This is a genomic window from Nonomuraea sp. SYSU D8015, assembly GCF_008065375.1.
Classification (GTDB): Bacteria; Actinomycetota; Actinomycetes; order Streptosporangiales; family Streptosporangiaceae; genus Nonomuraea.
Window position 1 is genome coordinate 38,717 of record NZ_VJYI01000029.1, and the last position, 26,857, is coordinate 65,573.

Sequence of the window (26,857 nt, forward strand, 5' to 3'; positions counted from 1 at the left end):
GGCGGGCCCGGCAGGACGGCCGGATCAGTCGTCGTCGTCCTCACCGTCGGACTGCTTCGTCTGGCGGTCGGTGACCTTGCCGGTGGTGGCGTCGACGTCCACCTCGTACAGCTGGGCCCCCTTGGTCAGCTCGAGCTCCCACGCGTCCGGACGGGAGCCGCGCTTGTCGTAGTCCAGCTCGCTGACCCACGCGCCCGGCACCTCCTTGTGCGCGATCTCGATGGCCTTCTCGGCGGTGACCTTCGGGGCGGCGGAGGTGGCGGCGACGGCAGCGACGCTGCCGCCCGCGACCAGCGCGACGACTCCGGCACCGACAACGATGAGCTTCTTCGTGATTCGCATGACCCCACGAAATCGCGATCTTCGATAACCGCGCGCTAAGCGGCCGTTAAGACCACCTCTACGCGCGCCCCGCCCTCCGGAGGCGACGAAACCGTCAGCCGGCCGCCGGACGACTCGGCCGTACGCCGGGCGATGTCGAGCCCCAGCCCGGTCGACCCGCCCCCGCTGTTCCCGCGCTCCAGCAGCGCCGGATCGAACCCCGGCCCCGCGTCCCCGACCGCGAGCAGCGCCCCCGAGGGATGGGGCGCGAGCCGTACGGACATCGCGACCCCTTCGGGCGTGTGCGCGAAGACGTTGCCCAGCAGCGCGTCCACGCACGCCGCCAGCTCGTCGGCCCCCACCGCGACCGGCAGCGGCCCGGACGGCAGCGAGATCGTCACCTCGCGCCCCTGGTCCTCGGCCAGCACCGACCAGAACGTCACCCGCTCGCGCACCACCGCGGTCGCGTCGCACGACTCGCGCCCGGCCGTGCGACGCCGCGCCTCTGTGATCACCGCGCTCACCGCCCGCTCCAGCGCGTCCACCCGGGCCTGCACCCGCGCCGCCTCCTCCGGGTCGCGCAGCGACTCGGCGTCCAGCCGGAGCCCCGTCAGCGGCGTACGCAGCCGGTGCGACAGGTCCGCCACCGACTCCCGCTCGGCCGCCAGCAGCTCGTCGATCCGCCCTGCCAGATGGTTGAGCGCCAGCGCCACGGAACGCACCTCGGGAGGCCCGCCCGGCTGCGCCCGGGCCGTCAGGTCGCCCCCGGCCAGCCGGTGCGAGACCCGCGCCAGCCCGTCCACCGGCCGCGTCACCGCCAGCGCCAGCCGGTCGGCCAGCACGATCCCCAGCACGACCAGCGCGAGCCCGAGCACCGTCAGCGCCGCCCACGCCTCGCGCACGCCCCGCATCAGCTCGGCGTCCGGCACGAAAACCCTGATCACGGCCGTGCCCCCGGGTGACTGCGCCGATACCAGCACCTCCCTGCCCCCGGGCGCGACGGCGGTCACGCTGCGCCCCGTCGCGGCCAGCCGCACGGCGTCCGACCTGGCGGCCGCGGCGCCCACCGTACGCCCGTCGGGCAGGAACACCGTCACCGGCCGCGACACCTGCTCCACGGCCAGCCCCAGATCCGGCGTCCCCACCGCGACCGCCACGGACTCGGCCGCGGCCGTGGCCCGGCTCATCGCGCCGTTCTCGGCCACGGTCCGGATGAGCAACGCCATCGGCACCAGCAACGCGATCAGCACCAGCGACGTCGTCGCCGCCGCCAGCAGCGCCAGCCACCGCCTCATGACGCCTCCGCGGAGAAGGCCCCCGTAGAGCGACCCGTGCGCCGTCTCATGACGGCTCGACCAGCTTGACGCCGACGCCGCGCACCGTGTGCAGGTAGCGGGGCTCGGCGGCGGTCTCGCCGAGCTTCCTGCGCAGCCACGACAGGTGCACGTCCACGGTCTTGTCCGCACCCCCGTACGGCAGCTGCCACACCTCCGTCAGCAGCTCCCGCTTCGTCACCACCTCGCCGGGCCGGGCGGCGAGATAGTGCAGCACGTCGAACTCGCGCGGCGTCAGATCCAGCGGCGTGCCGTCCAGCGTGGCGGTACGCGCCCGCGGGTCCACCCGCAGCGCCCCCACCGCCAGCGGTTCCGGCGCCGACCCGCCGGCCCGCCGCAGCACGGCCCTGACCCGCGCGTCCAGCTGCGCCGCGCTGTACGGCTTCACCACATAGTCGTCGGCCCCCGCGTCCAGCACGGGCACCATCTCGGCGTCGCCGTCACGGGCGGTGGCCACGATGACCGGCACCTGACTGACCGCCCGCAACATCCGCAGCAGCTCCACCCCGTCGAGGTCCGGCAGCCCCAGGTCCAGCACGATCAGGTCGGGCCGGTCCTGCACGGCCAGCCGCAGCCCGTCCAGCGCCGTGGGCGAGGAGGACACGGCATGGCCCAGCTCCCGCAGCCCCCGGCTGAGCGCAGTACGGATCGCCACGTCGTCCTCGATGAGCAGGATGTCCGCCATATACAGGAACGTAGACGCTCGATGACCGTGACTTGAGCGGTCTTAGCATCCCCTTAACCCCGCCTTAGCATGACATGGGGGAAGGTGAGGGCGATGAAGAAATTTGTGCTGGCCTGGGCAGCCACCGCCGTCGCCGCCACCGGAGCGTCCGTGGCCGTGCTCGGCCTGCTCGGCACCCCGCTCACCGGAGCCTCCACTCACGTGCTCACCGCGGAGGAGGTCCAGGCCGCCCTCTCCACCGCCACCCCGCGCGCGGGCGGCACGGCGACCGGCCAGCCCGCGCCTTCCCAGCCGGGCAAGCTGATCCGCAGCGCGGGCGGCACCGTGATCGCCTCCTGCGACGGCGACCTGGTCACACTGCGCTCGTGGAGCCCGGCCCAGGACTACTCCGTGGACGGCGTCGAGCCGGGCCCGGCCCGCGAGGCCTCGGTCGAGTTCGAGCCGCACGAGGGCGAGGACGTCGAGCTCACGATCACCTGCGAGGGCGGGCAGCCCGTCGCGCGGTAACGATCGCCCCTGACCGGCGGATCCCCAAGCGACACTTCCCTCAACCGGAAGGAACGCCGATGATCCGACGCGTTCTGGTGGCCACCCTCCTCGCCGCCGCAACCGTAGCCGCCGTCACGTCGAGCCCCGCCGCGGCCCGCGCCTGCAAGATCGACCACGTCTGCTACACCGTCTACTACTCCGACAGCAGCCGCACGACCGTCGTCGGCGAGCTGGTCGTGGGCTGCGACGGTGAGCGCTCCATGTGGGGCACGCGCACCGGCTTCTACGACTTCTCCGAATCCCCCTGCTGACGATCTGATCCGGGGCGGCGCTCAGGCCTCCGCGCTCAGCGCCGCCTTCGTCAGCTCGGCCTGCCGCCTGATCTGCCCCATGACGATCGGGTTGACGCCCTTGGCCGCGAACATGCCGACCATCTCGTCCATCACCGCGTTCGCCCGCGACAGGTCGCCCTGCCTGGCCTGGGCCCTGGCGAGGCGGCGCATCACCATGTTGAGCGTGATGTTGTCGATCGTGGCCTCCTGCGCGACCCGGGTGAGGAGCTCGATGCCCTGCTTGGGGTCCGGCGGCCGGATCCGCAGCCGCTTGCCGGCGGTCAGCGCCTTGAACTCGCGCTCGGCGTTCAGCCCCTTCACCATCCGGGCGTAGGTGGCCAGGCGGTGGTCGCCGTACCGGTCGATCACCTCGTCCAGGGCCAGGTTGCCCGAGCGCAGCGCCGGCGAGTCGGAGCCGAGCAGGGAGAACAGCTTGCCCTGCTCCTCGCCCAGCATCAGCTCGGCCACCTGGTGGTCGTCGCAGCCGACCGGGAAGCGCACCCTGACCAGGCAGGCGGGGGAGACGATGCGGGAGCCGTCGGCGGCGATGTACTGGGCGCGCACCTGGTATTCGCCGGGCTGCTGGAAGTAGTGCCCGTCGCGGCCGTGCCCGATGTACGCGCTGCGGTACATGGCCGGGTTGCCCTCGTCCAGCCGGATGTCCGGCGAGGTGTCCACGCAGTACCGCATCATCGGCCGGTACAGCACGGTCCTGCCGCCCGGCTGGGTGATCGACACCTGCGTGAACTCGGTGTCGGGATGCAGGTGACCGTGGGTGACGCGGGGCTCGCCGGCGCAGGAGAGCTTGAGCTCGACCACGACCGGCTCCCCCAGCTCGAACGACTCCTTGGCGCGCAGCTCCAGCCGGAGCCCGGAGTGGTCCTCGACGGGCTGCTCGAACGGCTCGATCTCGGCGGCGCCGGTGCCGAAGGCGTTGGCGCCCATGGCCACGTCACGGTAGAAGCCGTGGCGCAGGTGCACGAGCTCGGGGTCGGTGAACTGGAAGGGGAAGGCCGCCCAGTAGCCCTGCTCTCCGCCGGGGCGGAAATTATGCACGTAGTTCATCCACGACAGATCGCCGAAGCCGCCCTCGGGGCCGAGTGGCTGGGGCGGGTTGGCGAGGTTCTTCTGCCAGGAGTGCAGCAGGTTGAAGGCGTGGCCTAACTCGTGGACGTACGTCCGCAGCTGCGCGCGCTGCGCCTGCGGCGACGTGCCCTGGATCGCGTCGTAGAAGACCGCGGCTCCCTGCCGCTGGTGGGCGTCGTTGTAGTCGAACATGATGCCCCGGTAGCCGCCCACGTGCTTGCTCGCCACCAGCAGCCACAGCCGCCACGCCGGCGCGTCGCCGAACACGCTGAACTGCTGCGTCATCGCGTGGTGCAGCTCGGCGTCGTCCCACGCCAGGTCGGCGCCCGACCCGTCCACCGGGATCACCCCGGGCTGGGCCAGGGTGAGCTCGATGCCCGCCTCGGCGTACGCGGCGCTCACGCTCAGCTCCCTGGCCGGCGACCCGCCCGGCCCCGGCAGGGACCCCGTGTGGTACGACACGAACGGCACGGTCCCCGTCACCGAGTCCTGCTCCAGCAGCACCCGGCGGAAGTACGGCGAGGCGAACGACACCTGGTACGTGCGCCCCGCCAGCGCCGCCGTCCCCGACCCGTCCGTGATCGTGACGCTCACGTCCTTGATCGGCGTGCTGAACGTGAACGTCCCGCGCCCCTGGATCCGCGCCTCGTCGCCCTCGGCGCGCACGGCGGGGGCGGCGACCACGAAGGAGCCGACGTAGGAGGTCGTCGCGCCCGCCACGGCGAACAGGTCACCGCTCACCCGGCCGGTGGGCCTGGCCCCGTCGACGTCGACCCGGAGCGCCAGCCGCGAGTCGCCGTCCTGTCCCTCGTACAACCCGCTGATCATGGCAGCTCCCGGGGATTCGCTGGGGGTTACATCGTCCCGCGCCAGGAGGGCCTGTCAACGACTCCCGCGAACTTGGAGCGCCCCCAGCAGCTCCTCCGACGCCTTCGTGATCGTCTCGACGGCCCGGTCGAACGCCTCGGCGTTGTGCGCGGCGGGAGCGCGGAAGCCGGAGATCTTCCTGACGTACTGGAGTGCCGCCGCCCGCACGTCCTCCGGGGTCACGTCCTCGGTGAACGGCGGGCGCAGGGTTTTGATGCTTCTACACATGCCTCAACCGTAATGGCCGATCCGCTCGTCATGGCGGGGATCTGAGCTCGTTGCCGAAGTCGAGGGCGATCTTGCGCAGGCCCTCCGCCAGCTCGTCGCGGTCGTGCGCGTCGATGCGCTCGGCCGGGCCCGACACCGACATCGCGGCCGCCACCCGGCCGCCGTCCCACACGGGCACGGCCAGGCAGTGCACGCCCAGCTCCTCCTCGCCGAGGTCCATGGCGTAGCCGCGGGCCCGGACGCGGTCGAGCTCGGCCAGCATGGCGTTGACATCGGTGATCGTCTTCGGGGTGCGGCGCGGCATGCCGGTCCGCTCGAACACCGCGACCGCGTCGGCGGCCGGCCGGTCGGCGAGCAGCACCTTGCCCACGGCCGTGCTGTGCGGCAGCACCCGCCTGCCGACCTCGGCGAACATCCGCAGCCTGCGCGGCGAGGGCACCTGCGCCACGTAGACGACGAAGTCCCCTTCGAGCACGGCCAGGTTCGCGGTCTCGCCGGACAGCTCGACCATCTTCGTCAGATAAGGCTGCGCCCACACGCCGACCATGCTCTCCGCGATGCCGCCGAGCCGGACCAGGCCGCCGCCCAGGGCGTAGCGCCGGTCGGATTCCTGGCGCACGTAGCCGCGCGAGAGCAGGGTCTGCAGCAACCGGTGGATGGTGCCGTACGGCAGCCCGGTCCGGGCCGCGATCTCCGACAGCCCGGCCTCGCCACCGTGCTCGGCCAGCGCCTCCAGCACGTCGAGCGCCCGCTCGACCGACTGCACGCTCACCGGCCCTCCTCCGTCGGGCCGGCGAGCACGCTGCTGTGTCTGATGGTTCGCTCCCTCCGGTCGCTCACAGCGTTACTCCGCGCAGGGACGCGTCCAGGACCTCGGCGGTGTGCGCGACCCTGATATGCGCGCCGGCCCGCCGCATGGCGGCGGCGATCTGCATGGTGCAGCCGGGGTTGGCGGAGACCAGCAGCTCCGCGCCGGTCGTGCGGACGGCCGCGGCCTTCCTGTCGCCGAGGTCGCGGGCGGCCTGCGGCTGGAAGATGTTGTACGTCCCCGCCGAGCCGCAGCAGATCGCCGACTCCGGGATCTCCCGCACCTCCAGGTCGGGGATGCCGCTCAGCAGCTCGCGCGGCTGGGCCCGCACGCCCTGGGCGTGGGCCAGGTGGCAGGCGTCGTGGTAGGCGACGGTGAGCGGCAGCGGGTGCCGCTTGGCCACGGGCCCCAGCTCGGTCAGGAACTCCGACAGGTCACGCACCTCGAATCCCGGCTCGCGGCCGATCAGCTCGGCGTACTCCTTCATGGACGAGCCGCAGCCGGCCGCGTTCACCACGACAGTGTCCACCCCGGCCTGCTCGAACGTCCTGACCGTCCGCCGCGCCAGCCGCCTGGCCTGGTCGTCGCACCCGGAGTGCACGCTGAGCGCCCCGCAGCAGCCCTGGTCCGGCGGGACGACCACGTCGCAGCCCTCCAGCGCGAGCACCCGCGCCGTGGCCGCGTTCACCTGCGGGAAGAACTCGCGTTGGACGCAGCCGGTGAGCATGCCGACCACGGCCCGCCGCTCACCCCTGGCCCGGACCACGCGCGGCAGCCGCTGGCGCCGCTCCACGCGGGGCGCGAGCCCGGCCATGGCGCCGAGGCTCGGATGCACGCGGGTGAGGAACCGCGCCATCCGCCCGGTCAGCCCCAACGTCGGGCGCAGCAGCCGCAGCCTGCGCGGATAGGGGAACAGGCTGAAGACGATGCCGCGCACCGCCCGCTCCTGCGGGTCGCGCACGTGCTCGCGCTCCACCTCCACCCTGGTCAGCTCGATGAGCCGGTCGTACTTGACGCCCGACGGGCAGGCGGTCACGCACGCCATGCAACCCAGGCAGGCGTCGAAGTGCCCGGCCATCTCCGGCGTGATCGGCGTGCCCTCGACGTGCTGGCTCATCAGGTGGATCCGGCCACGCGGCGAGTCCATCTCCTCGCCCCACAACACGTACGTCGGGCACGTCGGCAGGCAGAACCCGCAGTGCACGCAGTCGTTGATCAGCTTCGGATCCACGTCAGATACCCCCCACGAACCGGCCGGGAGACATCCTGCGCCCGGGATCGAACCGCTCCTTGACCCGCCGCATCAGCGGCAGCCCGCTCACCTGCCCCCAGCGGTCCACGCCCGCGTACGGCGCCGCCAGCACGCTCACCCGCCCGCCGACCGCCTCCACCTGCGCCCGCAGCCCGGACACGGCCTCGGCCAGCTCGCGCTCCCCGATCGCGCCCCACGACTCCAGCAACACGCGCCCGGACAGGACCGACCCCCGCAGCGGCAGCCCCGTGCCGGCCGCGGCGTCCAGCACGGCCGCCGTCCCCGTGGCCGGGAACCGCACCTCCACCAACACCTCGTCGCCCGAGATCAGTCCCCACCACGACGGCGGCGCGTCGGCCACGTCGCCTTCGCCCACCAGGGCGCGCAGCGTCTCGGCCCGCGCCTCCGCGGCCGCGCCCTCGACCAGCACGGACAGGGTCACCGGCCCGCGGGGATCCGGCCGGTCCACCTCGCCGGCGCTCGGCTCCGCCTGGGAGGCCGCCAGGGCCGCCGCGATCGACGGCACCTCGGCGGGGTCCAGCTCCGCCGTGATCCAGCGGCGCGCGGCGGGCAGCGGGTGCAGGCGGAACGTGGCCTCGGAGATGACCCCTAGCGTGCCGTACGAGCCTGTGAAGAGCTTGCCGAGGTCGTAGCCGGCGACGTTCTTGACGACCTTGCCGCCCGAGCGCGCGATCGTGCCGTCGGGCAGCACGACCGTGATGCCGATGAGCAGGTCGCGGGCGGTGCCGTAGCGGAAGGCGCGCGGGCCCGCGGTCGCCGTGGCCAGCGTGCCCCCGACCGTCGTGCCCTCGGTGAACGGCACGTCGAGCGCCAGCTCCTGACCCTTCTCCGCGAGCGCGGCGGCCAGGGCGTCCATCGTCACCCCGGCCTGCGTGCGCACGACGAGGTCGCCGGCCGCGTGCTCCAGGATCTCGTTCAGGCAGCACATGTCCAGCAGCACGTCGCACCGCTCCGGAGGGGTGCCCCAGTGCAGCTTCGTGCCGCCGCCCACCGGCACCACCGCGAGGTCCCGCTCGGCGCAGTCCCGCAGGACGGCCGCGATCTCCTCGACCGTCTCGGGCAGCGCCACCCAGCGCGGGCGCACGCCGTCGACGGCGTCGTCCGCGCCGGCCTCCCTGATCGTGACCCCCGTCGTCAAAATTGCTCCGCCCTCCCGGACTCCACCAGGGGATGCACGCCCTTGCGCACGCCCGGCACCTCACCGCACAGGCGCGGCGTGGGGAACACCTTGCCCGGGTTCGACAGCCCCTGCGGGTCGAACGCGCACCGGACCAGCTGCATCGTGTCGAGGTCGGCCTCGCTGAACATCCGCGGCATGTAGCGGCTCTTGTCGACCCCGACGCCGTGCTCGCCGGTGATCGAGCCGCCGTGCTCGATGCACAGGTCCAGGATCGCGCCCGAGACCACCTCGGCCCGCTCGCCCGCCCCGGGCTCGGCGTCGTCGAACAGCACCAGCGGGTGCAGGTTGCCGTCGCCGGCGTGGAAGACGTTGGCCACCCTGATCCCGTGCTCGGCCGAGAGCCGGTCGATGGCGGCCAGCACGCTGGGCAGGGACGTGCGGGGCACCACCCCGTCCTGCACGATGTAGGCCGGGCTGATGCGGCCGACGGCCGCGAACGCCGACTTGCGGCCCTTCCAGATCGCCGCCCGCTCTGCCGGGCCGGCCGCCACGCGCAGCTCGAACGCCCCCGAGCAGATCTCCTCGAGCTGCGCGAACTGCCGCTCGACCTCCGCCTCGGGCCCGTCCAGCTCCACGATGAGCACGGCACCGGCGCCCTCGGGGTAGCGGCAGGCGACGGCGGCCTCGGCCGCCTCGATGGACAGCGCGTCCATCATCTCGATCGCGGCCGGCACGATGCCCGCCGAGACGATCGCCGACACGGCCTGGCCGCCCTGCTCGATGCTCTCGAACGCGGCCAGCACCGTGGTCACGGCCTCGGGCGCGCGGCTGAGCCGTACCGTGACCTTCGTGGCGATGCCCAGCGTGCCCTCCGAGCCGACGAACGCGCCGAGCAGGTCGTAGCCCGGGTCCATGCGGTCGAGCGTGACCAGGTCGCCGTCCGGGGTGACGATCTCGCAGGCCTCGACGTGGTTGACGGTGAAGCCGTACTTGAGGCAGTGGGCGCCGCCGGAGTTCTCCGCGACGTTGCCGCCGATCGAGCAGACCTGCTGGCTGGAGGGGTCGGGCGCGTAGTAGTAGCCCCGGTCGCGCACGGCCTCGGTGATGGCCAGGTTGGTGACGCCGGGCTCCACCACCGCCCTGCGGTTGGCCAGGTCGATCTCCAGGATCGCGCGCATCTTCGAGGTGACGATGAGCACGCCGTCCTCGCGGGGCAGCGCGCCGCCCGACAGGCCCGTGCCCGAGCCCCTCGCCACGAACGGCACGCCAAAGTCGTTGCACAGGCGTACCACGCGGGCGACCTGCTCGGCCGTGCCCGGCAGCACGACCACGCCGGGGGTCGCCCGATGGTACGTGAGCCCGTCGCACTCGTAGGTGCGCAGGCGTACCGGATCGGTGATCACCGAGTCGTGGGGCAGCAGCGAACGCAGCGCCGCCACCAGCGTGTCCAACACCCGATCACCTCCGTTTCCGATTATTCACGGCATCCGGGCATATGCCGGGAGCGTCAGGAACTCGGCAAAGTCGTCGTCCAGCGCCACTTCCTTGAACAGGGCCGTGGCCTGGTCGAACAGCTTCTCGTCGTAGCCCGGCTCCGCGGCGATCTTGGCGAGCTCCTCGGAGATGATCTGCTCGACCAGCTCCTTGGTCACCTGCGCGCCCGTGTCCGCGAGCGTGATGTCGTTGTGGATCCACTGCCAGATCTGCGAGCGCGAGATCTCGGCCGTGGCGGCGTCCTCCATGAGGTTGTGGATGGCCACCGCGCCCAGCCCGCCCATCCAGGCGGCAAGGTAACGCAGCGCCACGTCCACGTTGTTGCGCAACCCCGCCTCGGTGATCTCGCCGGGCGTCTCGGAGACCGCCAGCAGGTCGGCGGCGGTCACGCTGACGTCCTCACGCAGCCGGTCGATCTGGTTGGGCCGCGACCCCAGCACCCCGTCGAACACCTCGCGGCAGATCGGCACCAGGTCGGGGTGCGCCACCCAGGACCCGTCGAACCCGTCGCCCGACTCGCGCGTCTTGTCCGCGCGCACTTTCTCCAGCGCCACGGCGTTGACCTCGGGGTCCTTGCGCGAGGGGATGAACGCCGCCATCCCGCCGATGGCGTGCGCGCCGCGCTTGTGGCAGGTGCGCACCAGCAGCTCGGTGTACGCGCGCATGAACGGGGCCGTCATCGTGACCGCGTTGCGCTCGGGCAGCAGGAACTCCCTGCCCCTGGTGCGGAACTTCTTGATCACGCTGAACAGGTAGTCCCAGCGGCCCGCGTTGAGCCCGGCCGAGTGGTCGCGCAGCTCGTAGAGGATCTCCTCCATCTCGAACGCGGCCGGGTAGGTCTCGATGAGCACGGTGGCCCTGATGGTGCCGTACGGGATGCCGAGCAGCTCCTGCGCCCGGGTGAACACGTCGTTCCAGAGCCGGGCCTCCAGGTGCGACTCGATCTTGGGCAGGTAGAAGTAGGGACCCTTGCCCTTGTCGATCTGCCGCTGGGCGCAGTGGAAGAAGTAGAGCCCGAAGTCGAACAGCGACCCCGACACCGGCTTCCCGTCGACGGCGGCGTGCTTCTCGTCGAGGTGCCAGCCTCGCGGCCGCACCACGACCGTGGCCAGCTCGGCGTCCGGCTTGAGCGCGTACGCCTTGCCGCCGGTCTCGAAGTCGATCGTGCGGTCGAGCGCGTCCCGGAGGTTGAGGTGGCCGGCCACGCAGTTTTCCCAGAGCGGGGAGTTGGCGTCCTCGAAGTCGGCCAGCCACACCTTGGCGCCGGAGTTGAGGGCGTTGATGGTCATCTTCTTGTCGACCGGGCCGGTGATCTCGACGCGGCGGTCCTCCAGGCCCGGCGCCGGGGGCGCGACCCGCCAGTCGCCCTCCCTGATCTCCTTGGTCTCCGGCAGGAAGTCGAGCATGCCGCCCGCGGACAGCTCCGCCTGCCGCGCCTGGCGGGCCTCCAGCAGCTCCAGCCGCCTGGCGCCGAACTCCCGCTGGAGAGTCGCCACGAAATCGAGCGCCTCCGGCGTGAGGATCTCGTCGAACCGGTCGAGCATCGGGCCGGTGATCTCCATGGGACCTCTTTCCGCTCTGTTTCCGCTCTGTGGAAAAACACTTCTGGATTGTGGAAGTGAAGCTACTCCCATGGTGCTTCCCCGGTCAAAGGCGGGGGTTCCCCCCGGGGGTCTTCGGGGGCATCCCCGATGTGGTGAAGGCCGTGCTGCGGAAGGATTTCCGGCATGAAGACGATTGCGATCGCGGTCGGGCTGCTGGCCTCCGCAGTGGTGCTGACGGGGTGCGGGCTCGCGGGCATCGCCGGCCCGAGGAATCAGGACACGGTGTCCTACGAGGTGACGGACAAGGTCACCAAGCTTCAGCTGGACACCCGTGCGGGCGACGCCGTGGTCACGGAGACCGACGGCGCGGCCGTCCGCGTCGTGGAGACTCACCGCTGGAGCGGCGACGACAAGCCCAAGGCCCAGCACAAGGTCGAGGGCGGCGTGCTGTTCGTGGACTACGATTGCCCGTCGAACTGGGGACGGTGCAGCGTCGACTACAAGGTCGAGATCCCCAAAGGGCTGCCCGTGGACCTCGACAGCGGCTCGGGCAACCTCACGCTCAGAGGGCTGACCGGCGACATCAATGTGCACGTCGGCTCCGGCGACGTGGACGCCTCGGGCCTGGCGGGCAAGACCGTGGTCGCCGAGACGGGATCGGGGAACGTCGAGCTCGGGTACACCGCCGCGCCCGAGAGCGCGAAGATCGAGGCCGGGTCGGGGGACATCACGCTGAACGTCCCCGACGGGGCTTACGACGTGTCGACCGACACGGGATCCGGCGACGTCGAGGTCTCGGTCAAGAGGGACGACGCCTCGCCGCGCAAGATCTCACTGGCCTCGGGCTCCGGCAACATCAGCGTGTTGCCGGGATAACCAGGTGCTGGGCAGGGGATGTTCTGCCACCATCGTGGGAAGACACCGGGGTGTCCAGACGTTCCCTCATAGAGATGACACGAATGCACGAAAACATCACGCTCGAGACCGGCGACTTCGACCTCGAGGAGCGCCAGGCGCTCCGCCGCGTTGCGGGTCTGTCCACCGAACTCCAGGACATCACCGAAGTCGAATACCGGCAGCTCCGGCTCGAGCGGGTCGTCCTCGTCGGCGTCTGGACCTCGGGCACCGCGGAGGACGCGGAAAACTCCCTGCTCGAGCTCAAGCTCCTGGCGGAAACCGCCGGGTCGCAGGTGCTCGACGGGCTCATCCAGCGCCGCCAGAAGCCGGACCCGGCCACGTACATCGGCTCGGGCAAGGCCGTGGAGCTGCGTGACGTGGTGGAGTCCCACGGGGCCGACACCGTGATCTGCGACGGCGAGCTGACCCCTGGTCAGCTCCGCCAGCTCGAGGACGTGGTCAAGGTCAAGGTGATCGACCGTACGGCGCTGATCCTCGACATCTTCGCCCAGCACGCCAAGAGCCGTGAGGGCAAGGCCCAGGTCGAGCTGGCGCAGCTGCAATACCTGCTGCCCCGCCTGCGGGGCTGGGGTGGCAACCTGTCCCGGCAGGTCGGCGGCCGCGCGGCCGGCGGCGTCGGCATCGGCGGCCGCGGCCCGGGTGAGACCAAGATCGAGCTGGACCGCCGCCGCATCCGCGAGCGGATGGCGAAGCTGCGCCGCCAGATCAGCGGCATGTCCACCTCGCGTGAGACCATGCGCTACCAGCGCCAGCGGCGCGAGGTGCCGGCCGTGGCCATCGCGGGTTACACCAACGCGGGCAAGTCCTCGCTGCTCAACCGCGTCACGGGCGCGGGCGTGCTGGTGGAGGACGCGCTGTTCGCCACCCTCGACCCGACGGTGCGCCGCGCGCGCACGCCGGAGGGCAGGCTGTTCACGATCGCCGACACCGTCGGCTTCGTGCGCCACCTGCCGCACCAGCTGGTCGAGGCGTTCCGCTCCACGCTGGAGGAGGTCGCCGACGCCGACCTGATCCTGCACGTGGTCGACGGCTCGCACCCCGACCCCGAGGGCCAGCTCGCGGCGGTGCGCGAGGTGCTCGCCGACATCGACGGCGCCTCCGGCATCCCCGAGATCGTCGTGGTCAACAAGGCCGACGCCGCCGACCAGGAGGTGCTCGACCGCATCACCAGGCGTGAGCGCCACAGCATCGTGGTCTCGGCCCGGACGGGCAAGGGCATTCCCGAGCTCATGGCTCTCATCGAGCGTGAGCTGCCCAGGCTGGACCACGAGGTGCACCTGCTGGTGCCGTACGACAGGGGCGACCTGATCTCGCGGGCCCACAAGGAGGGCGAGGTGCTCTCGGTGGACCACGTCGAGGACGGCACGATCCTGCACGCTCGCGTGCTGCCCAGCCTGTTCCAGGAGCTCGAGCGGGTGGGCAAGCCGGTGGAGCGCGTCTCGTAAAGGTCATTTGGCGATTCGGGCCGGGTGGCCCGCCGTGCTGCGGTACGGTGAAGCCGCCCGGCAACGGGTCGTGTGGCCGGCACTGCCGGCGACACATCACGGCACGGTTGGGCAGGTCTGGCTGCAAAGCGCACAGAGCTGCCCAAAAGCGGCAGTGGTCCCCGAACCCCGGGTATTGCTAGGATTGGCCAGACCTAAAGTAGGTCTGGCTTTTGGGCGTGGGTTGTGGGTTTCGGATGATGACTGCTGGTGCCGAAGTCGTCAACGGGGGCCATGAGCACGAGGCGGGGCTGGGTGACGGTTGTGATCTGTGGTCTTTCTTCCGAATAACCCTGTACACCAGCCCGACATGTGAAATAACGTAACTGAACTGAAATCGCCGGATCATGACTCGGGCGATACGGTCACCGCACAACACGACGCGGATGAGAGCAGGAGACCCCCCATGTCGTCCGGACCCGGAGCGGACTCAGTGGGCGCGGCACAGGCCGTGCGCTGGGCTTCGCACTCGCGCGGGGGCTTGCGCAGGGCGGTGATGCGGTGACCGTTCGGCTCCTGACCAACATCGGCCGCCTGTGGACCGGCAACGAGGTCCTCAGCAACGCGGCCATCCTCGTGCACAACGACCGCATCGCCTGGGTCGGGCGGGCGCCCGACCTGCCGCAGAGCGTGCCCGGGGTCGTCGACGACATCGTCGACGTCGACCACGTCGAAAACCTCGGCGGCGCGCTGGTCACGCCCGGCCTCATCGACGCCCACACCCACCCGGTCTACGCCGGCAACCGCTACGCCGAGCTCGCCATCCGCACCGGCGGCTCCAGCGCCGCCTCCATCACCGCGGCGGGCGGCGGCGTGGGCTCGACCGTCACCGTGACCCGCGGCACCGACCCCTGGACGCTGTGCAACGGCGTGCGCGAGCGGCTGCGCGGCTGGCTGCTCAGCGGCACCACCACCGTCGAGGCCAAGACCGGCTACCACCTCACGCGCGACGGCGAGCTCGCTGACGTGCGGCTCCTGCGCGAGCTGGAGAAGGAGCCGATGATGCCGCGCGTGCACGTCACGTTCCTCGCGGCGCACGTCGTGCCTCCGGAATACTTCGGCCGCCAGCGCGAATACGTCGAGGCCGTGGGCGCCTGGTGCGCCGACGCGGCGGCGGCCGGCGCCGACAGCGTCGACGTCTACTGCGACGAGGGCTACTTCACCACCGAGGAATCCCGCTGGGTCCTCGCCTCCGGCCGCAACGTCGGCCTGCTGCCGCGCATCCACGCAGGCCTCTACAGCCGCCGCGGCGGCGTCCAACTGGCCGCCGAGCTCGGCTGCGCCTCCGCCGACGGCCTGCACCACATGTCGGACGAGGACATCGCCATCATGTCCCGCTACGGCGTGCCCGCGGTCGTCTGCCCGGCCACGGCCCTCCAGCGCGGCCACCTCCCGCCGGTCCGCCAGATGATCAAGCACGGCGTGCAGATCGCGCTCGGGAGCGACCACAACCCCGGCTACTGCGGCATCACCTCGATGTCGCTGGTGGTGGCGATGGCGGTGTCGGCGTTCGGGATGAGCGTCAACGACGCGCTGCGCGCCGCCACCCTCGGCGGCGCCACCGTCCTGGGCGCTCCCGACCGCGGCGTCCTGGCGCCGGGCCGGCTGGCCGACATCGTGCAGTGGGACGCCGACCACGAGGGCGCATTCGCCTGGTCCTTCGGCCTGAAGCCGCGCCGCGTGTGGCGGGGTGGGACGCCGGTTCAGTAAGTAATCTTGGGCTATGCCGCCCTTGGTTGCCGTTGTGACGGATTCGACGGCTTATCTGCCTGCTGTGCCTGGCGTCACTGTCGTGCCGTTGCAGGTGGTCGTCGGCGAAAGATCGTACGACGAGGGCTCGTACGGGGGCGGGCCGGTTGCCGGTGGCTCGCACGGGGACGGGCCGCTTGCCGGGCGCCCACACGCGGGCGGGCCGGTTGCCGGGCGCTCTACCCCGGAGGGGCGCGCCTTAGAGGCAGGCACCTCTGAATCGGGTGGTTCGGGATCCTTCGTGAACGACCTCGCCTCCGCCACCACCTCCCGCCCTTCCCCGTCCCGCTTCGCCGCCTGCTACTCCTCCCTCGCCGAGGCGGGCGCCACGGGCGTGGTCTCGATCCACCTGTCGGCCGAGATGTCGGGCACCGTCGAGTCCGCCAGGGCGGCCGCACGAGAGGCGCCCGTACCGGTGGAAGTGATCGACAGCCGCTCGATCGCGATGGGCCTCGGCTATCCGGTGTTGGCCGCGGCACGCGCCGCCGCTCAGGGGGCATCCCTGGAGGAGGTGACGACGGCGGCCCGCCGATGCGCCGCTGCCACCCGCTCGTTCTTCTACGTCGACACCCTCGACTACCTGCGCCGCAGCGGCCGCATCGGCACCGCGGCCTCTCTGTTCGGCTCGGCCCTCATGATCAAGCCGTTGCTCCACATCGTGGACGGCCGGATCTCGCTGCTGGAGAAGGTCCGCACGTCGGCGCGCGCCATCGCCCGACTGGAGGACCTGGCGGTGGAGGCCGCGGGGGACGGCCCGGTGGAGGTGGCGGTCCAGCACCTGGCGGCGCGGTCCCGCGCCGAGGCCCTCGCGGAACGGGTGGCGAAGCGGCTGCCGCGGCTGGTGGAGTCGCGGGTCGTGGAGGTCGGCCCGGTGATCGGCGCTCACGTGGGCCCCGGAATGCTGGGCCTGACCGTCACACCGAGCAACCTCCCAAGCCTGTAGTCCTTGCGCGCCGACCCGCGTCCGTGTCCTCCCGGGCCTGTGGTCGTTGGGCGCCGACCTGCGTTCGTGTCCTCCCGGGCCTGTGGTCGTTGGGCGCCGTCACGCCTCGCGACCTCCGGGGCGGGCCTGTAGTGGCTGTGTGCAGGCGGCCGTGAAACCGCCCCTCAGGCATCTCTGTCCACAGCCTTAGCCACCGATCCCGCCACTGTCCCCAGAACGCCGCTCGGGCCCTTACAGCGGCCGCCAGGGGCCTACGTTCTCTGCCGTGCGAACCCCGGATCCGACCGCAGAGCGCGCCATAGCCGAGTCCCGGCTACGGTCGATCATCAACCCTGCCCGCCGACCTCGCCGCTTTCTCCCGCGGCGCATGGGCGGTGACGGCGCGCGGCCGGAGACCCGGACACGCCACAGCACCGACCCGGACGCCGTACCCCCTCTTCCCCACGGTCACCCGACCGGAACAACCTCTCACCACCACGACGAGCCGTTCCCTGCGCGCCCTCGCCACACCGATGAGTCGGCCGCGGCACGGCCTCGCCATCCGGATGAGTCGGTCCCTGCACGGCTTCGCCATCCCTATGAGTTGGCCGAGGCGCGCCTCCACCACCCCGATGAGCCGTCGCCAGCACGCGCTCGTCACCCGGATGAGCCGTCGCCAGCACGCGCTCGTCACCCGGATGAGCCGTCGCCAGCACGCGCTCACCACCTCGATGAGTCGGTCTCGGCACGGCCTCGCCAACCGGATGAGTCGGCCTCTGCGCGGCTTCGCCATCCCTATGAGTCGGCCCCGGCGCGCCCTCGCCATCCCGATGAGCCGCCCCCTGGAGCCGGGCGCACCGGTGGGGGCCCGGTGCCCGTGCCGCCATCTTTCCAGGCGTTCCGCACCGCCCTGGCCTCACAGGCGCCTGCTCTCGATCCCGGCAAACCAGGCCTTCGCGTGCTGCTCGCTGTGGGCGCCCTTGCCGTTGCCGTCGCCGCCTTCTTCGTCTGGCGATCCCGGCCCACGCCGGAGCCGCTGCCGCCTCCCGCGCCGATCTCGTCGTCGACGCCGTCCTCCGCCTCGAAAGTGACCGTCCACGTCGCCGGAAAGATTCGCAAACCAGGCGTCTACCTTCTCCCTTCAGGCGCCCGGGTCGCGGACGCCGTGACAGCGGCCGGCGGGGTGACACGAGGCGCCTCCACGGGCTCGCTCAACCTCGCCAGACGCTTGATCGACGGCGAGCAGATCATGGTGGGCGCCCGTGCCGGTTCGGCCGCTCCCGGCTCTTCCGCCGCCGACCCCGCCACCGCCGTCCTCGACCTCAACTCCGCCACGGCCGACCAGCTCGAACAACTCCCAGGCGTGGGTGAGGTCCTGGCCACGCGCATCACCGAGTTCCGCGACACCCATGGCGGTTTCAGCAGCGTCGAGCAACTACGCGAGGTGAGCGGCATCGGCCCGCGGAAGTTCGACGAGATCAAGCCGAAGGTCCGTGTCTGACATGACCCACTCGAAATCAGTCCGGCTCGGCGCCGACCCGACCGGCAGACCGACAGAGGTGGGGACCGGCGGCACGAGTCTGACAGGCGTCCGATCGATCCACAGCGATCCGGACCCGTCCGACCGCATGCACGCCTGGCCTCTCACCCTCCCCGCCCTGGCGGCCTGGACGAGTGCCCTGATCCTCCTCGGCTGCACGGCCTCCGTAGGCATGATCGTGGCGATGTGCGCAGCGTTGGCGGCCTCCGCCCTGGCGTGGTGCACTCGCCCGTCCGCCCCCCGACCGAACACGCGGCGGACATGGACCACCGAGGCGGCTAGTACGTCGTCCACCGAGTTGCAAGGGGGGATGTCGTCCACCGAGTTGCAAGGGCGGGTGTCGTCCACCGAGTGGAGTTGGCAGATGCCGTCCACCGAGGCGGAAAGGCGGCGGCTACGGAGGCTTCCTCAATGGGGTGCGCGGCTTTCGCGCTCGCTGGTCGTGATGACCATATGGCGCAATGCCGTCATCGCCACCCTCATCTGCGTGGCCGCGACCTCGGCGTCGGTCGCCTTCCGGGTCCAGGCACTCACCTCCGGACCGGCGACCGAACTGGCGGCAAAGGGCGCATCGATCACCGCCAGGATCGCTCTCACCGACGACCCCAAGCGCAGACCACCCAGAGCCGGACACTTCCACCAGGAAAGCTACGTAGTACAGGCCACGCTCAAAACCATCCAGATGGCCGACAGCAGGCAAGCCGTCAACGTCCCCATCACCGTCTTCGCCAGCGGTCGCGACTGGAGTGCCCTGCTCCCCAGCCAGCATCTCGAAGTCACCGGTCGCCTGGCACGACCGACTCCAGGCGATCTGGTGGCGGCGATCCTCCTGGTCCGAGGCCCACCACGAGTCCTCACGCCCCCGTCCGACCTCCAGACGGTCGCAGGCAGCCTCCGATCCGGTCTGCGAGCCGCCGCCGACGTCCTGCCTCCCGATCAGCGAGGACTCCTCCCGGGCTTGGTCGTCGGCGACGTCTCCCGCATGGATCCCCAGGTGGCGTCCGACCTCAGGGAGGCGGGGATGAACCACTTGCACGCCGTCAGCGGCGCGAACCTGGCCATCGTCGCGGGCGCGGCCCTGGCGATCTCCCGCTTGATCGGCCTTTCCCTGCCGATGAGAGCGGGCTTCGCCGCCGTCGCGATGATCGCGTTCGCCGTGGTGGCACGCCCGTCCCCGAGCGTCCTGCGAGCCCTCATCATGGGCTTGGTGGCGGCCATCGCGCTCGGCACAGGCCGCGCCAGGGACGGCCTGGCGGCACTGTCGGCAACGGTCCTGCTGCTGATGCTGTTCGCGCCCGAACTCGCCCGCTCCTACGGCTTCGCCCTCTCGGTCGCGGCCACCGCCGGCATCCTCGTCCTGGCTCCCCGCTGGCGCGACCGCCTGTCGCGCACTCAATCCGAGGAGGAAGAACGCGACACATCCTCAGGAGAGAGCCATGACCACCGAGAACCGGGGCTTGGCCGCGGTGACCGCGAATGCCGTGACGCCAAGAAACCACCGTGTGATGGCTCGGGGACGTCGCGCCGGATACCGGTTCCGCGCTGGGTGGCCGAGGCGGTGGCCGTGCCGGCGGCGGCACAGGTGGCCGTGACGCCTGTTCTCGTGCTGATGTCGGGACAGTTGACGCCCGTGGCGGTGCTGGCGAACCTGCTCGTGGCACCGGCGGTGGCCCCAGCCACCTTGCTCGGGTTCGGTGCCGCGCTCGTGGCGCCGCCGTGGCCCGAGGCCGCGAGCCTTCTCGTCATCCCGGCCGGGTACGCCGTGGGGTGGATCATCAGGGTGGCCGGGTGGGCCGTCGACCTGCCCTTCGCCACGCTGCCGTGGCCCAGCGGCCTCCTGGGGCTGGGCCTGCTCGGGCTCACCGTGGCCGTCGCGATCCCCATACTGCGCCGCCGCGCGTGGCGGACGATGGCGCTGACGATCGCGAGCGCCGCGCTGGTCGCCGTCCTCGTGATCCGTCCCATCGCCGGCCCCTGGCCGCCCAAGGGCTGGCTGATGGTGATGTGCGACGTCGGGCAAGGCGACGGGATGATCGTCGCGGCCGGGCCTGGGCAGGGCGTCGTGGTGGACGCCGGACCCGATCCCGTCGCCATGGACAAGTGCCTGAACAGGGTGGGTGTCGATGACGTACCGCTGCTCGTCCTCACCCACCCGCACGCCGACCACGTGGACGGCCTCCCGGGGGTCCTCAGGAACCGGCGCGTCGGAGCCGTGGTCATCAGCCCGCACCGGCACGATGCCCGATCCGCAGCTCACGCCTCGGCCACCCTGGCGCAGCGGCGGATACCTGAATGGACGGCGGTGCCGGGCACCGGCTGGCGGTTCGGCCCGTCACAGCTGACCGTGCTCGCCCCCGATCCCGCCATGATCGAGATACAGGGGCAGGGAGAGGGCAGCGCGATCAACAACGCCAGCGTGGTGCTCCACGTACGCTGGCGTGCGGGGTCGATCCTGCTCGGCGGTGACCTGGAAACGGAGGCCCAGGAGGAGTTGCTGCGCCGTGCGCCCGTACGAGCCGACATCCTCAAGACCCCGCACCACGGATCCCACCGGCAGTCGCCCGCCTTCCTGGCCTCACTCGGAGCGCGGGTGGCTTTGATCAGCGTGGGCGCCGACAACGACTACGGCCATCCGGCCCCGCCCACGCTCGCCCTCCTTCAGCGCCTCGGCGCCACCGCATATCGCACCGACCAGTCAGGAGATATCGCCGTCGTGGAGCGTGACGGAGGATTGGCTGTGGTCACACGGGGACTGTAGACGGCAGTGGACAGGCGAGAGACTGGTCACGCCGGCGCCCGAGCCGCTCGTATCCCGGAGTGCCGCCGAACCGCCTCGTACGGCTTCGGCTCGCGTGCATCTTGCTGGAACACTTGCGTTTCTGGTCGACCTACAGCACATCAGTCACACAACCCTGGCACACGTCATGTCAGGCTCTGGATGGGACCGTCCCCGTACACCGCGCCGATGCCCACCAGGAGGACGTCGCGGCGGCGCTGGGCGGCGTCGACGACGTCGGGCTGGAAGCGGTCCAGGGGCAAGAGGGCGAGGACCGCGTCATCGAGCCGATGCCCCTGCTCGTGCCCCTGCTTGGCGGCAGGGTCCGGATCAGATAGAGCCCGCCCACAGCCTCTCTGAATGCCTCCAGCAGGAACGACTTTCCGTTCCGTCGCCGCCCCGAGAGGGATGGCCAGCCGCAGCTCGGGGCCTGGCCATCCCTCTCGGGGGCTGGATCGGCGAGGAGATCGTGCAGCAGCGCCCACTTGTGATCACGGTCCTGCAGCCGCTCCGGCTTGAGGAGCCGTCCAGGCATGACTCCTCCAGAGCTGGTCGACCTTAACCGATTTCGTAGCTGCCGGACCTAACCCATATAGGGTGCCGTGATGTCGTCGAGTACCAGGTCGTCGGTGGGACGTGGCATGCTGCGAGACATGGCGGGAAGCGATCCAGCACCTGTGACCTTGGTTCTCGGCGACGAGGAGTTGCTGGCCGAGCGGGCGGCGAGCGGCGTCGTGGCGGCGGCGCGGGCCGCCGATCCGAGTGCCGAGGTGCACGATCTCCTGGGCGGAAAGGTGACGGCCGGTGAGCTGACGCAGCTGACCTCGCCGTCGCTGTTCGGCGATCGCTCCGTCGTGGTGATCCGGTCGGCGCAGGATCTGGCGAAGGACGTGATCACTGAGATCGTGACCTACGCCAAGCAGCCGTCCGACGACACCGTGCTCGTGCTGGTGCATCCCGGCGGGGTGAAGGGCAAGGCGCTGGTCGATGGGGTGAAGAAGGCCAAGGCCGCGGTGATCACCATCAACAAGGTCACCAAGGCGGGGGAGCGGCTCGACTTCATCAAGGGGGAGTTCAAGCGGGCTGGGCGGAGCATTTCCGGGGACGCCGCGCAGGCGCTGCTCGACGCCGTGGGCAACGATCTGCGGGAGTTGGCGGCGGCGTGCAGTCAGCTGGCGTTCGACACAGAGGACAAGACGATCAGTGCGGCGGCGGTGGCGCGCTATCACAAGGGACGGGCCGAGGTCACCGGCTTCAATGTGGCCGACTCGGCGATCGAGGGACGACTGGCGGAGGCTCTGGAGCAACTGCGGTGGGCGCTCGGCACCGGGGTCGCGCCGGTGCTGCTGGTGAGCGCTCTGGCCGGAGGGCTGCGGTCGCTGGCCAAGGTCGGCAGTGCGCCGCGCAACCTCCGGGGCGGGCAACTGGCCAGCCACCTCGGCATGCCGCCGTGGAAGGTCGATCGGGTGAAGCGGCAGCTCAACGGGTGGGGGCCGGAGGGGTTGTCGAGGGCCATCCAGGCGGTGGCCGACGCGGATGAGCAGGTCAAGGGCGGGGGAGCCGATCCGGCGTACGCGCTGGAGCACACGGTGCAGGTCATCGTGGCCAGTCGTACGGGGAGATGAAGAGATCGACCGGCATGACCGGCATATGGCGGTGCTGCTGCGTGCGCTATCAGCTCATCTCCGTTCGCGGTTACGGTGGTCCCCGTGCCGTCAGGTGAGTGCGGCCTCCCGCACCGCGCCGTCGCTGATCTCCAGCACGCGGTCGGCCAGCGTGAGCAGGCTGGGGTCGTGGGTGGCGACCAGGGCTGTGACGCCCTCGCTCCGTACGAGCGCCCGCAACAGCTCCATGATCTGCCGCCCGGACTGCGAATCCAGCTGCCCCGTGGGCTCGTCGGCCACCAGCAGACGCGGCCGGTTCGCCAGCGACCTGGCGATCGCCACCCGCTGCCGCTGCCCGCCCGACAGCTCGTACGGCCGCTGATTGGCATGCTGCTCCAGCCCCACCAGGGCGAGCAGCAGGCGGATGCGTTCCTCCCGCTCGTCCACCGGCATCCGCACCAGCCGCATCGGCACCCCGACGTTCTCCGCGGCCGACAGCACGGGGATCAGGCCGAACGACTGGAACACGAAGCCCACCACGTCCCGGCGCAGCTCCAGCAGCGCCTCGTCGGGCATCGCGGTGACCTCGTGCCCGGACACGACGACCCGCCCCGCGTCCGGCCGGTCCAGGCCGCCGATCTGGTTGAGCAGGGTGGTCTTGCCGGACCCGGACCGCCCTCTGACCGCGACCAGCTCGCCGGGGAACACGGAGAACGACACGTCGCGCAGCGCCACCACCTCTCTGGGGCCGGTCCGGTAGACCTTGCGCAGCCCTTCGACCAGGACCAGGGGCTCACTGCTCATCAGAGGACTCCTCTCGGGTGGGCCACACGCCGATGTGGTCGGATTCGAGCTCCAGACGCACCCGGCGTTCCATGCGGAGGGCGTTCATGAAGTCGCGGGGCAGCTGCAGCCGCCCCACCCGGTCGAGCACGGCGTACTCCTCGGCGATGATCCGCCCCTCGGCGTCCTCGCGCCGGAGCGTCTCGCTGCTGGTACGCCCGTCGCGAATGCCCACCGTCCGGTCCACCTGCTCCGACACCAGCGGGTCGTGCGTCACGACGACCACGGTCACCCGGAGTTCCCGATTAGCCGTCCTCAGCGCCTGGAACACCAGCTCGGACGTCTCGCTGTCCAGCTCTCCCGTCGGCTCGTCGGCCAGGACGAGCTGCGGGGAGTTGGCCAGGGCGACGGCGATGGCGACGCGCTGCTGCTCGCCGCCCGACATCTCGGTGGCCTTCCGGTTGGCGCAGGAGTCCACGCCCAGCAGCTCCAACAGCTCCATGGCCCGCCCCTTCCTCGAGGCGGCGCCGGCCAGCCGCATCGGCAGCTCGACGTTCTCGCGGGCGGTCAGGTACGGCAGCAGGTTGCGCGCCGTCTGCTGCCAGAGGAACCCGACCACGGACCGCCGGTAGCGCAGCCGGTCGCGCGGGGTCATCGACAGCAGGTCCATGCCCGCCACCCTCGCCACCCCGGCCGTGGGCACGTCCAGCCCGGACAGCACGTTGAGCAGCGTCGACTTGCCCGACCCGGACGCCCCGACGATGGCGACCAGCTCGCCTTCGTCGATCACGAGGTCCAGGCCCTGCAGCGCGACGACCTCGACGCCCTCGGTCTTGTAGATGCGGACGAGGTTGTCGCACACGATGTGCGCGTCGCCGCCGAACGCGGCCTTCTTCCGCGCGGCCCTGGCTTCCAGCTCGGACAGGGTCGGGTTCATGAAGAGTCTCCCACTCGGAGTTCGGCGCCGAGACTGCGGCGGCGCGCGATGGCGGTGTGCGCGTACGCGCCGAGCGCGGCCACGACGGTCAGCCCCGCCGCCAGCGCGGCGGGCGTGAGCAGATCGGGCGAATAGTCGCCGACGGGCAGGTCCCCGGCGTACGCGGACAGGTCCACCCCGGGCCCCAGCGCGGGCGGCAGCCCCAGCCCCAGCGCGAGCCCCGCCAGTGAGGTGACCAGGACCATGGGCAGCACCTCCAGCACGGTCAGGCGCCGCGCCTGCCGGTCCGACAGCCCGAGCGTACGCAGGAACGACACCGCCCTGGCCCGGTCGGCGGCCCCGACGACGAGCGACAGGATGACGGCCACCAGCGCGTACGCCCCCAGCGCCACCGTCACCACGATCAGCGTGGAGCGGACCGTGCCGGTCAGCGGATCCTCCCGGATGGCGGCCAGCGCCCGCTCCTGGGTGTCCACGGTCGCCAGCGGGACCAGCCGCGCCAGCTCGGCGGGCGAGGCGTCACCCTTGATCAGCAACGTGTTCACCTCAGGCCGGGGGAGCGCGCTCAAAGGCATGAGGATGAACTTGCCGTCGGTGTGGAACCCGGGGACCGAGTCGATCACTCCCTGGGTTGTCAGCCGCATCCGCGACTGCCACCCGATCTCGAACGTGCCCCGCCCCCGCAGCTCGGGCGAGACCAGCGCGGACGTGCCGCCGGACAGCTCCGGCAGGTCGATGGGCGCGCCGGCGACGAGCCGCCGCCACTGTGCCACGTCCACCGCGACGGCCTGTGCGTACTCGGCGACGTACCCGAGCTGCACGCGCCCCGTCTGCGCGACCACCACCTCCTCCACCCCGTCCAATGCGCGCACCTGCTCGACGAGGGAGGGGTAGATGATCCCGAGCGACGTCACCTTGATCGGCGCGCCGACCTGCTGCCAGGACGCGAGCCGCTGCGTGGTCGCGATCCCGTCGGAGATCACCGCGGCGAACACCGACACCCCGAGCGCCGGCAGCAGGATCAGCACCGGCAGCCCGCTGGCGGAGCGCGCCCTGGCCGCCCTGGTCAGCCCCAGGAACGGCACGGCGGCACGGCCCTGCCCGGCCAGCCGGACGAGCAGCCGCAGCGGGTACGGGTAGCAGCGCAACGTGATCAGCGAGGCCGCGAGCGTCAGCGCGACCGGCACGAACAACAGGAACGGATCCCGGGTCAGGCCGCGCGCCCGCAGCAGGTACGCCCCCGCCAGCGCCAGCGCCACGACCAGCACCTCCAGCGTGATCCGCCGGACGGACGGCCGTGCGGCGACCACGTCGTCGCGCCGCTCGCGCAGCGGCGTACGATGCGCGAGCGACACCCGCGCCACCGCGAACCCGACCGCCGCGACCACCACGACCGCCGGGCCGACGTGCACCACGAGGAGCACCGGTCCCGGCACGAGGAACGACACGGCGTACCCGGCGAGGGCCGCGGGCGCCACGGCGAGCCCGGTCAGCGCCGCCCCGGCGCCCGCCACCTGCCGCAGCGACCCGCCGCGCGCCCGCGCCAGCCCCAGCGTGTGGTCCATCCGGTCGGTCAGCAGCCGCACGCCCAGCACGATCACGCCGATCGCGACCGCGAGCAGCCCGCCGAGCACCAGGTACATCACGGTCTCCGCGGTGGCCAGCGCCGCGCTGAAGTCGCCGAGCAGCTTGGGCAGCCCGGTGTCCAGGCGGTGCGGGGTGGTGCTCACCACCTGGACCGACACCAGCCGGCGCAGGTCCTCGACCGCCGCGCTGAGGTGCGGCACGTCGAGCGCGTTCGCGGCCCGCGCGTCGACGGGCAGCACCCAGCGGTACGTCAGGTGGCGGGAGGCGCTGCTGAGCGCGGCCAGCCCCGCGTCGGACATCAGCGTCGTGGTGTGGAGCTCGATGGTGCCGTCCCGCGTCAGCTGCTTGGTGACGTGGAGGACGTCGGGGTTGTGGGTCCAGTAGCGGTCGCGCGGGTCCTTGGCCTTGAAGACCCCGACGATCTTCACGGCGACGTAGTCGCTCTCGCCCAGCGTCCTGGTCTGCCCGATCCGGAGATCCATCTGGTGTACGGCCTCGTCCACGACGCCCACCTCGATCAGGGGGATGTTGGCGCCCTCGTGGCGGGTCGTGGACGGCGGGCCGGGCGCCCGGCCCTGCACCCAGTTCACCCGCCGGTCGGCGTCGGACAGCCAGCCGAGGTTGACGTACGTTGCGCCGCCGGTCCCGGTGAGGGGCGTGCGGACGGTCTTGGCGCTCATGTGACCGGTGGTCGTGACCAGCGGCTGGAGCGCCGCCGGGAGGGCCTCGCGCCAGTGACGGCCGCGGGCTTCGAAGGCGGCGCGTTCGTGCAGGTCCTCGGTCGGCGCGTACGGTTCCGCGGCCACCGTCAGGTCGGCCTGCACGGCGGGGGCGGTGGTCAGCGCCCGGCGCAGCGCCTGGTCGAAAGACGCCTGCATCGCCCTGGGCAGCCCGGAGACGAGCAGGCAGGCGACCGCCGTGAGCGCGGCCAGCACGGCCAGCGTGCCCACGTGCTCACGGACGGGAAGAGGCATCC

The 26,857-nt window shown here is 71.5% G+C and carries 22 protein-coding genes; 9 read left to right on the plus strand and 13 right to left on the minus strand.

Going from position 1 to position 26,857, the window contains the following annotated elements:
* Positions 1–24: 24 nt before the first annotated feature.
* Genes ID574_RS51575 through ID574_RS51585 form a run of 3 tightly spaced genes read right to left on the minus strand, consistent with a single transcriptional unit; the run spans position 25 to position 2,340 of the window.
* A complete protein-coding gene (locus ID574_RS51575) occupies positions 25–342 on the minus strand; it encodes a PepSY domain-containing protein (RefSeq protein ID WP_188196438.1) in 318 nt (105 codons plus the stop codon).
* A 35-nt stretch (positions 343–377) separates the two neighbouring features.
* Positions 378–1,616, minus strand: coding sequence for a sensor histidine kinase (locus tag ID574_RS62115; RefSeq protein ID WP_188196439.1), 1,239 nt, complete (start codon positions 1,614–1,616; stop codon positions 378–380).
* Positions 1,617–1,662: 46 nt separating this feature from the next.
* On the minus strand, positions 1,663–2,340 hold the full coding sequence (locus tag ID574_RS51585) for a response regulator transcription factor (protein ID WP_188196440.1): 678 nt from the start codon (positions 2,338–2,340) through the stop codon (positions 1,663–1,665).
* A 93-nt stretch (positions 2,341–2,433) separates the two neighbouring features.
* Between ID574_RS51585 and ID574_RS51590 the strand changes: the two genes are divergently transcribed.
* Positions 2,434–2,847, plus strand: a complete 414-nt coding sequence (locus tag ID574_RS51590; protein ID WP_188196441.1) for a hypothetical protein — start codon at positions 2,434–2,436, stop codon at positions 2,845–2,847.
* A gap of 59 nt (positions 2,848–2,906) precedes the next feature.
* Positions 2,907–3,140 (plus strand): DUF6289 family protein, encoded by a 234-nt coding sequence (locus ID574_RS51595; RefSeq protein ID WP_188196442.1) that lies wholly within the window; start codon positions 2,907–2,909, stop codon positions 3,138–3,140.
* Between the two features lie 21 nt (positions 3,141–3,161).
* Here ID574_RS51595 and ID574_RS51600 read toward each other — a convergent pair whose 3' ends face one another.
* From ID574_RS51600 to aceB, 7 genes are all read right to left on the minus strand, one after another.
* A complete protein-coding gene (locus ID574_RS51600; protein WP_188196443.1) occupies positions 3,162–5,075 on the minus strand; it encodes a zinc metalloprotease in 1,914 nt (637 codons plus the stop codon).
* A gap of 54 nt (positions 5,076–5,129) precedes the next feature.
* Positions 5,130–5,342: a DUF2277 domain-containing protein gene (locus ID574_RS51605; protein ID WP_188196444.1), complete on the minus strand. Its 213-nt coding sequence runs from the start codon at positions 5,340–5,342 to the stop codon at positions 5,130–5,132.
* Positions 5,343–5,370: 28 nt separating this feature from the next.
* On the minus strand, positions 5,371–6,108 hold the full coding sequence (locus ID574_RS51610; protein WP_442939440.1) for an IclR family transcriptional regulator: 738 nt from the start codon (positions 6,106–6,108) through the stop codon (positions 5,371–5,373).
* A gap of 70 nt (positions 6,109–6,178) precedes the next feature.
* Entirely contained in the window at positions 6,179–7,381 is a 1,203-nt protein-coding gene (locus ID574_RS51615) for a (Fe-S)-binding protein (RefSeq protein ID WP_188196446.1), read from the minus strand.
* A gap of 1 nt (position 7,382) precedes the next feature.
* The gene (locus ID574_RS51620) at positions 7,383–8,561 is read right to left on the minus strand and encodes an FAD-binding oxidoreductase (protein ID WP_188196447.1); all 1,179 of its coding nucleotides are present in this window, start codon (positions 8,559–8,561) and stop codon (positions 7,383–7,385) included.
* On the minus strand, positions 8,558–9,994 hold the full coding sequence (locus ID574_RS51625; RefSeq protein WP_188196515.1) for an FAD-linked oxidase C-terminal domain-containing protein: 1,437 nt from the start codon (positions 9,992–9,994) through the stop codon (positions 8,558–8,560). The genes ID574_RS51620 and ID574_RS51625 overlap by 4 nt, the downstream gene beginning before the upstream one ends.
* A 27-nt stretch (positions 9,995–10,021) precedes the next feature.
* Positions 10,022–11,599, minus strand: coding sequence for a malate synthase A (gene aceB / locus ID574_RS51630; RefSeq protein WP_188196448.1), 1,578 nt, complete (start codon positions 11,597–11,599; stop codon positions 10,022–10,024).
* Between the two features lie 165 nt (positions 11,600–11,764).
* Here aceB and ID574_RS51635 point away from each other — a divergent pair, with 165 nt between their 5' ends.
* From ID574_RS51635 to holA, 7 genes are all read left to right on the plus strand, one after another.
* Entirely contained in the window at positions 11,765–12,457 is a 693-nt protein-coding gene (locus tag ID574_RS51635) for a DUF4097 family beta strand repeat-containing protein (RefSeq protein WP_188196449.1), read from the plus strand.
* 83 nt (positions 12,458–12,540) lie between these two features.
* The gene (gene hflX / locus ID574_RS51640) at positions 12,541–13,944 is read left to right on the plus strand and encodes a GTPase HflX (RefSeq protein ID WP_223167961.1); all 1,404 of its coding nucleotides are present in this window, start codon (positions 12,541–12,543) and stop codon (positions 13,942–13,944) included.
* Between the two features lie 540 nt (positions 13,945–14,484).
* Complete coding sequence (hutI, locus tag ID574_RS51645; RefSeq protein ID WP_188196451.1) at positions 14,485–15,693, plus strand: imidazolonepropionase; 1,209 nt, start codon at positions 14,485–14,487, stop codon at positions 15,691–15,693.
* A 280-nt stretch (positions 15,694–15,973) separates the two neighbouring features.
* Positions 15,974–16,675, plus strand: a complete 702-nt coding sequence (locus tag ID574_RS51650) for a DegV family protein (RefSeq protein ID WP_223167962.1) — start codon at positions 15,974–15,976, stop codon at positions 16,673–16,675.
* Between the two features lie 856 nt (positions 16,676–17,531).
* Positions 17,532–18,155 carry a ComEA family DNA-binding protein gene (locus tag ID574_RS61085; RefSeq protein WP_223167963.1) on the plus strand — a complete coding sequence of 208 codons (624 nt, stop codon included), beginning with the start codon at positions 17,532–17,534 and terminating at the stop codon, positions 18,153–18,155.
* 484 nt (positions 18,156–18,639) lie between these two features.
* Positions 18,640–20,952 (plus strand): ComEC/Rec2 family competence protein, encoded by a 2,313-nt coding sequence (locus ID574_RS51660; RefSeq protein WP_188196453.1) that lies wholly within the window; start codon positions 18,640–18,642, stop codon positions 20,950–20,952.
* Between the two features lie 659 nt (positions 20,953–21,611).
* Entirely contained in the window at positions 21,612–22,595 is a 984-nt protein-coding gene (holA, locus tag ID574_RS51665) for a DNA polymerase III subunit delta (RefSeq protein ID WP_188196454.1), read from the plus strand.
* Between the two features lie 90 nt (positions 22,596–22,685).
* On the opposite strand, the gene ID574_RS51670 is transcribed toward holA, so the two are convergent.
* From ID574_RS51670 to ID574_RS51680, 3 genes are read right to left on the minus strand one after another with little or no spacing between them, the layout of a single operon-like run.
* Positions 22,686–23,378 (minus strand): ABC transporter ATP-binding protein, encoded by a 693-nt coding sequence (locus ID574_RS51670; RefSeq protein ID WP_188196455.1) that lies wholly within the window; start codon positions 23,376–23,378, stop codon positions 22,686–22,688.
* Positions 23,368–24,294 carry an ABC transporter ATP-binding protein gene (locus tag ID574_RS51675; protein ID WP_188196456.1) on the minus strand — a complete coding sequence of 309 codons (927 nt, stop codon included), beginning with the start codon at positions 24,292–24,294 and terminating at the stop codon, positions 23,368–23,370. Before ID574_RS51675 ends, ID574_RS51670 begins: the two co-directional genes overlap by 11 nt.
* Positions 24,291–26,855: an FtsX-like permease family protein gene (locus ID574_RS51680; protein WP_188196457.1), complete on the minus strand. Its 2,565-nt coding sequence runs from the start codon at positions 26,853–26,855 to the stop codon at positions 24,291–24,293. Before ID574_RS51680 ends, ID574_RS51675 begins: the two co-directional genes overlap by 4 nt.
* Positions 26,856–26,857: the final 2 nt, after the last annotated feature.

Coding starts and splice junctions, on each gene's coding strand:
- ID574_RS51575 (WP_188196438.1), bottom strand. CDS start 342: ATGCGAATCACGAAGAAGCTCATCGTTGTCGGTGCCGGAGTCGTCGCG.
- ID574_RS62115 (WP_188196439.1), bottom strand. CDS start 1,616: ATGAGGCGGTGGCTGGCGCTGCTGGCGGCGGCGACGACGTCGCTGGTG.
- ID574_RS51585 (WP_188196440.1), bottom strand. CDS start 2,340: ATGGCGGACATCCTGCTCATCGAGGACGACGTGGCGATCCGTACTGCG.
- ID574_RS51590 (WP_188196441.1), top strand. CDS start 2,434: ATGAAGAAATTTGTGCTGGCCTGGGCAGCCACCGCCGTCGCCGCCACC.
- ID574_RS51595 (WP_188196442.1), top strand. CDS start 2,907: ATGATCCGACGCGTTCTGGTGGCCACCCTCCTCGCCGCCGCAACCGTA.
- ID574_RS51600 (WP_188196443.1), bottom strand. CDS start 5,075: ATGATCAGCGGGTTGTACGAGGGACAGGACGGCGACTCGCGGCTGGCG.
- ID574_RS51605 (WP_188196444.1), bottom strand. CDS start 5,342: ATGTGTAGAAGCATCAAAACCCTGCGCCCGCCGTTCACCGAGGACGTG.
- aceB (WP_188196448.1), bottom strand. CDS start 11,599: ATGGAGATCACCGGCCCGATGCTCGACCGGTTCGACGAGATCCTCACG.
- ID574_RS51635 (WP_188196449.1), top strand. CDS start 11,765: ATGAAGACGATTGCGATCGCGGTCGGGCTGCTGGCCTCCGCAGTGGTG.
- hflX (WP_223167961.1), top strand. CDS start 12,541: ATGCACGAAAACATCACGCTCGAGACCGGCGACTTCGACCTCGAGGAG.
- ID574_RS51660 (WP_188196453.1), top strand. CDS start 18,640: ATGACCATATGGCGCAATGCCGTCATCGCCACCCTCATCTGCGTGGCC.
- holA (WP_188196454.1), top strand. CDS start 21,612: ATGCTGCGAGACATGGCGGGAAGCGATCCAGCACCTGTGACCTTGGTT.
- ID574_RS51670 (WP_188196455.1), bottom strand. CDS start 23,378: ATGAGCAGTGAGCCCCTGGTCCTGGTCGAAGGGCTGCGCAAGGTCTAC.
- ID574_RS51675 (WP_188196456.1), bottom strand. CDS start 24,294: ATGAACCCGACCCTGTCCGAGCTGGAAGCCAGGGCCGCGCGGAAGAAG.
- ID574_RS51680 (WP_188196457.1), bottom strand. CDS start 26,855: ATGCCTCTTCCCGTCCGTGAGCACGTGGGCACGCTGGCCGTGCTGGCC.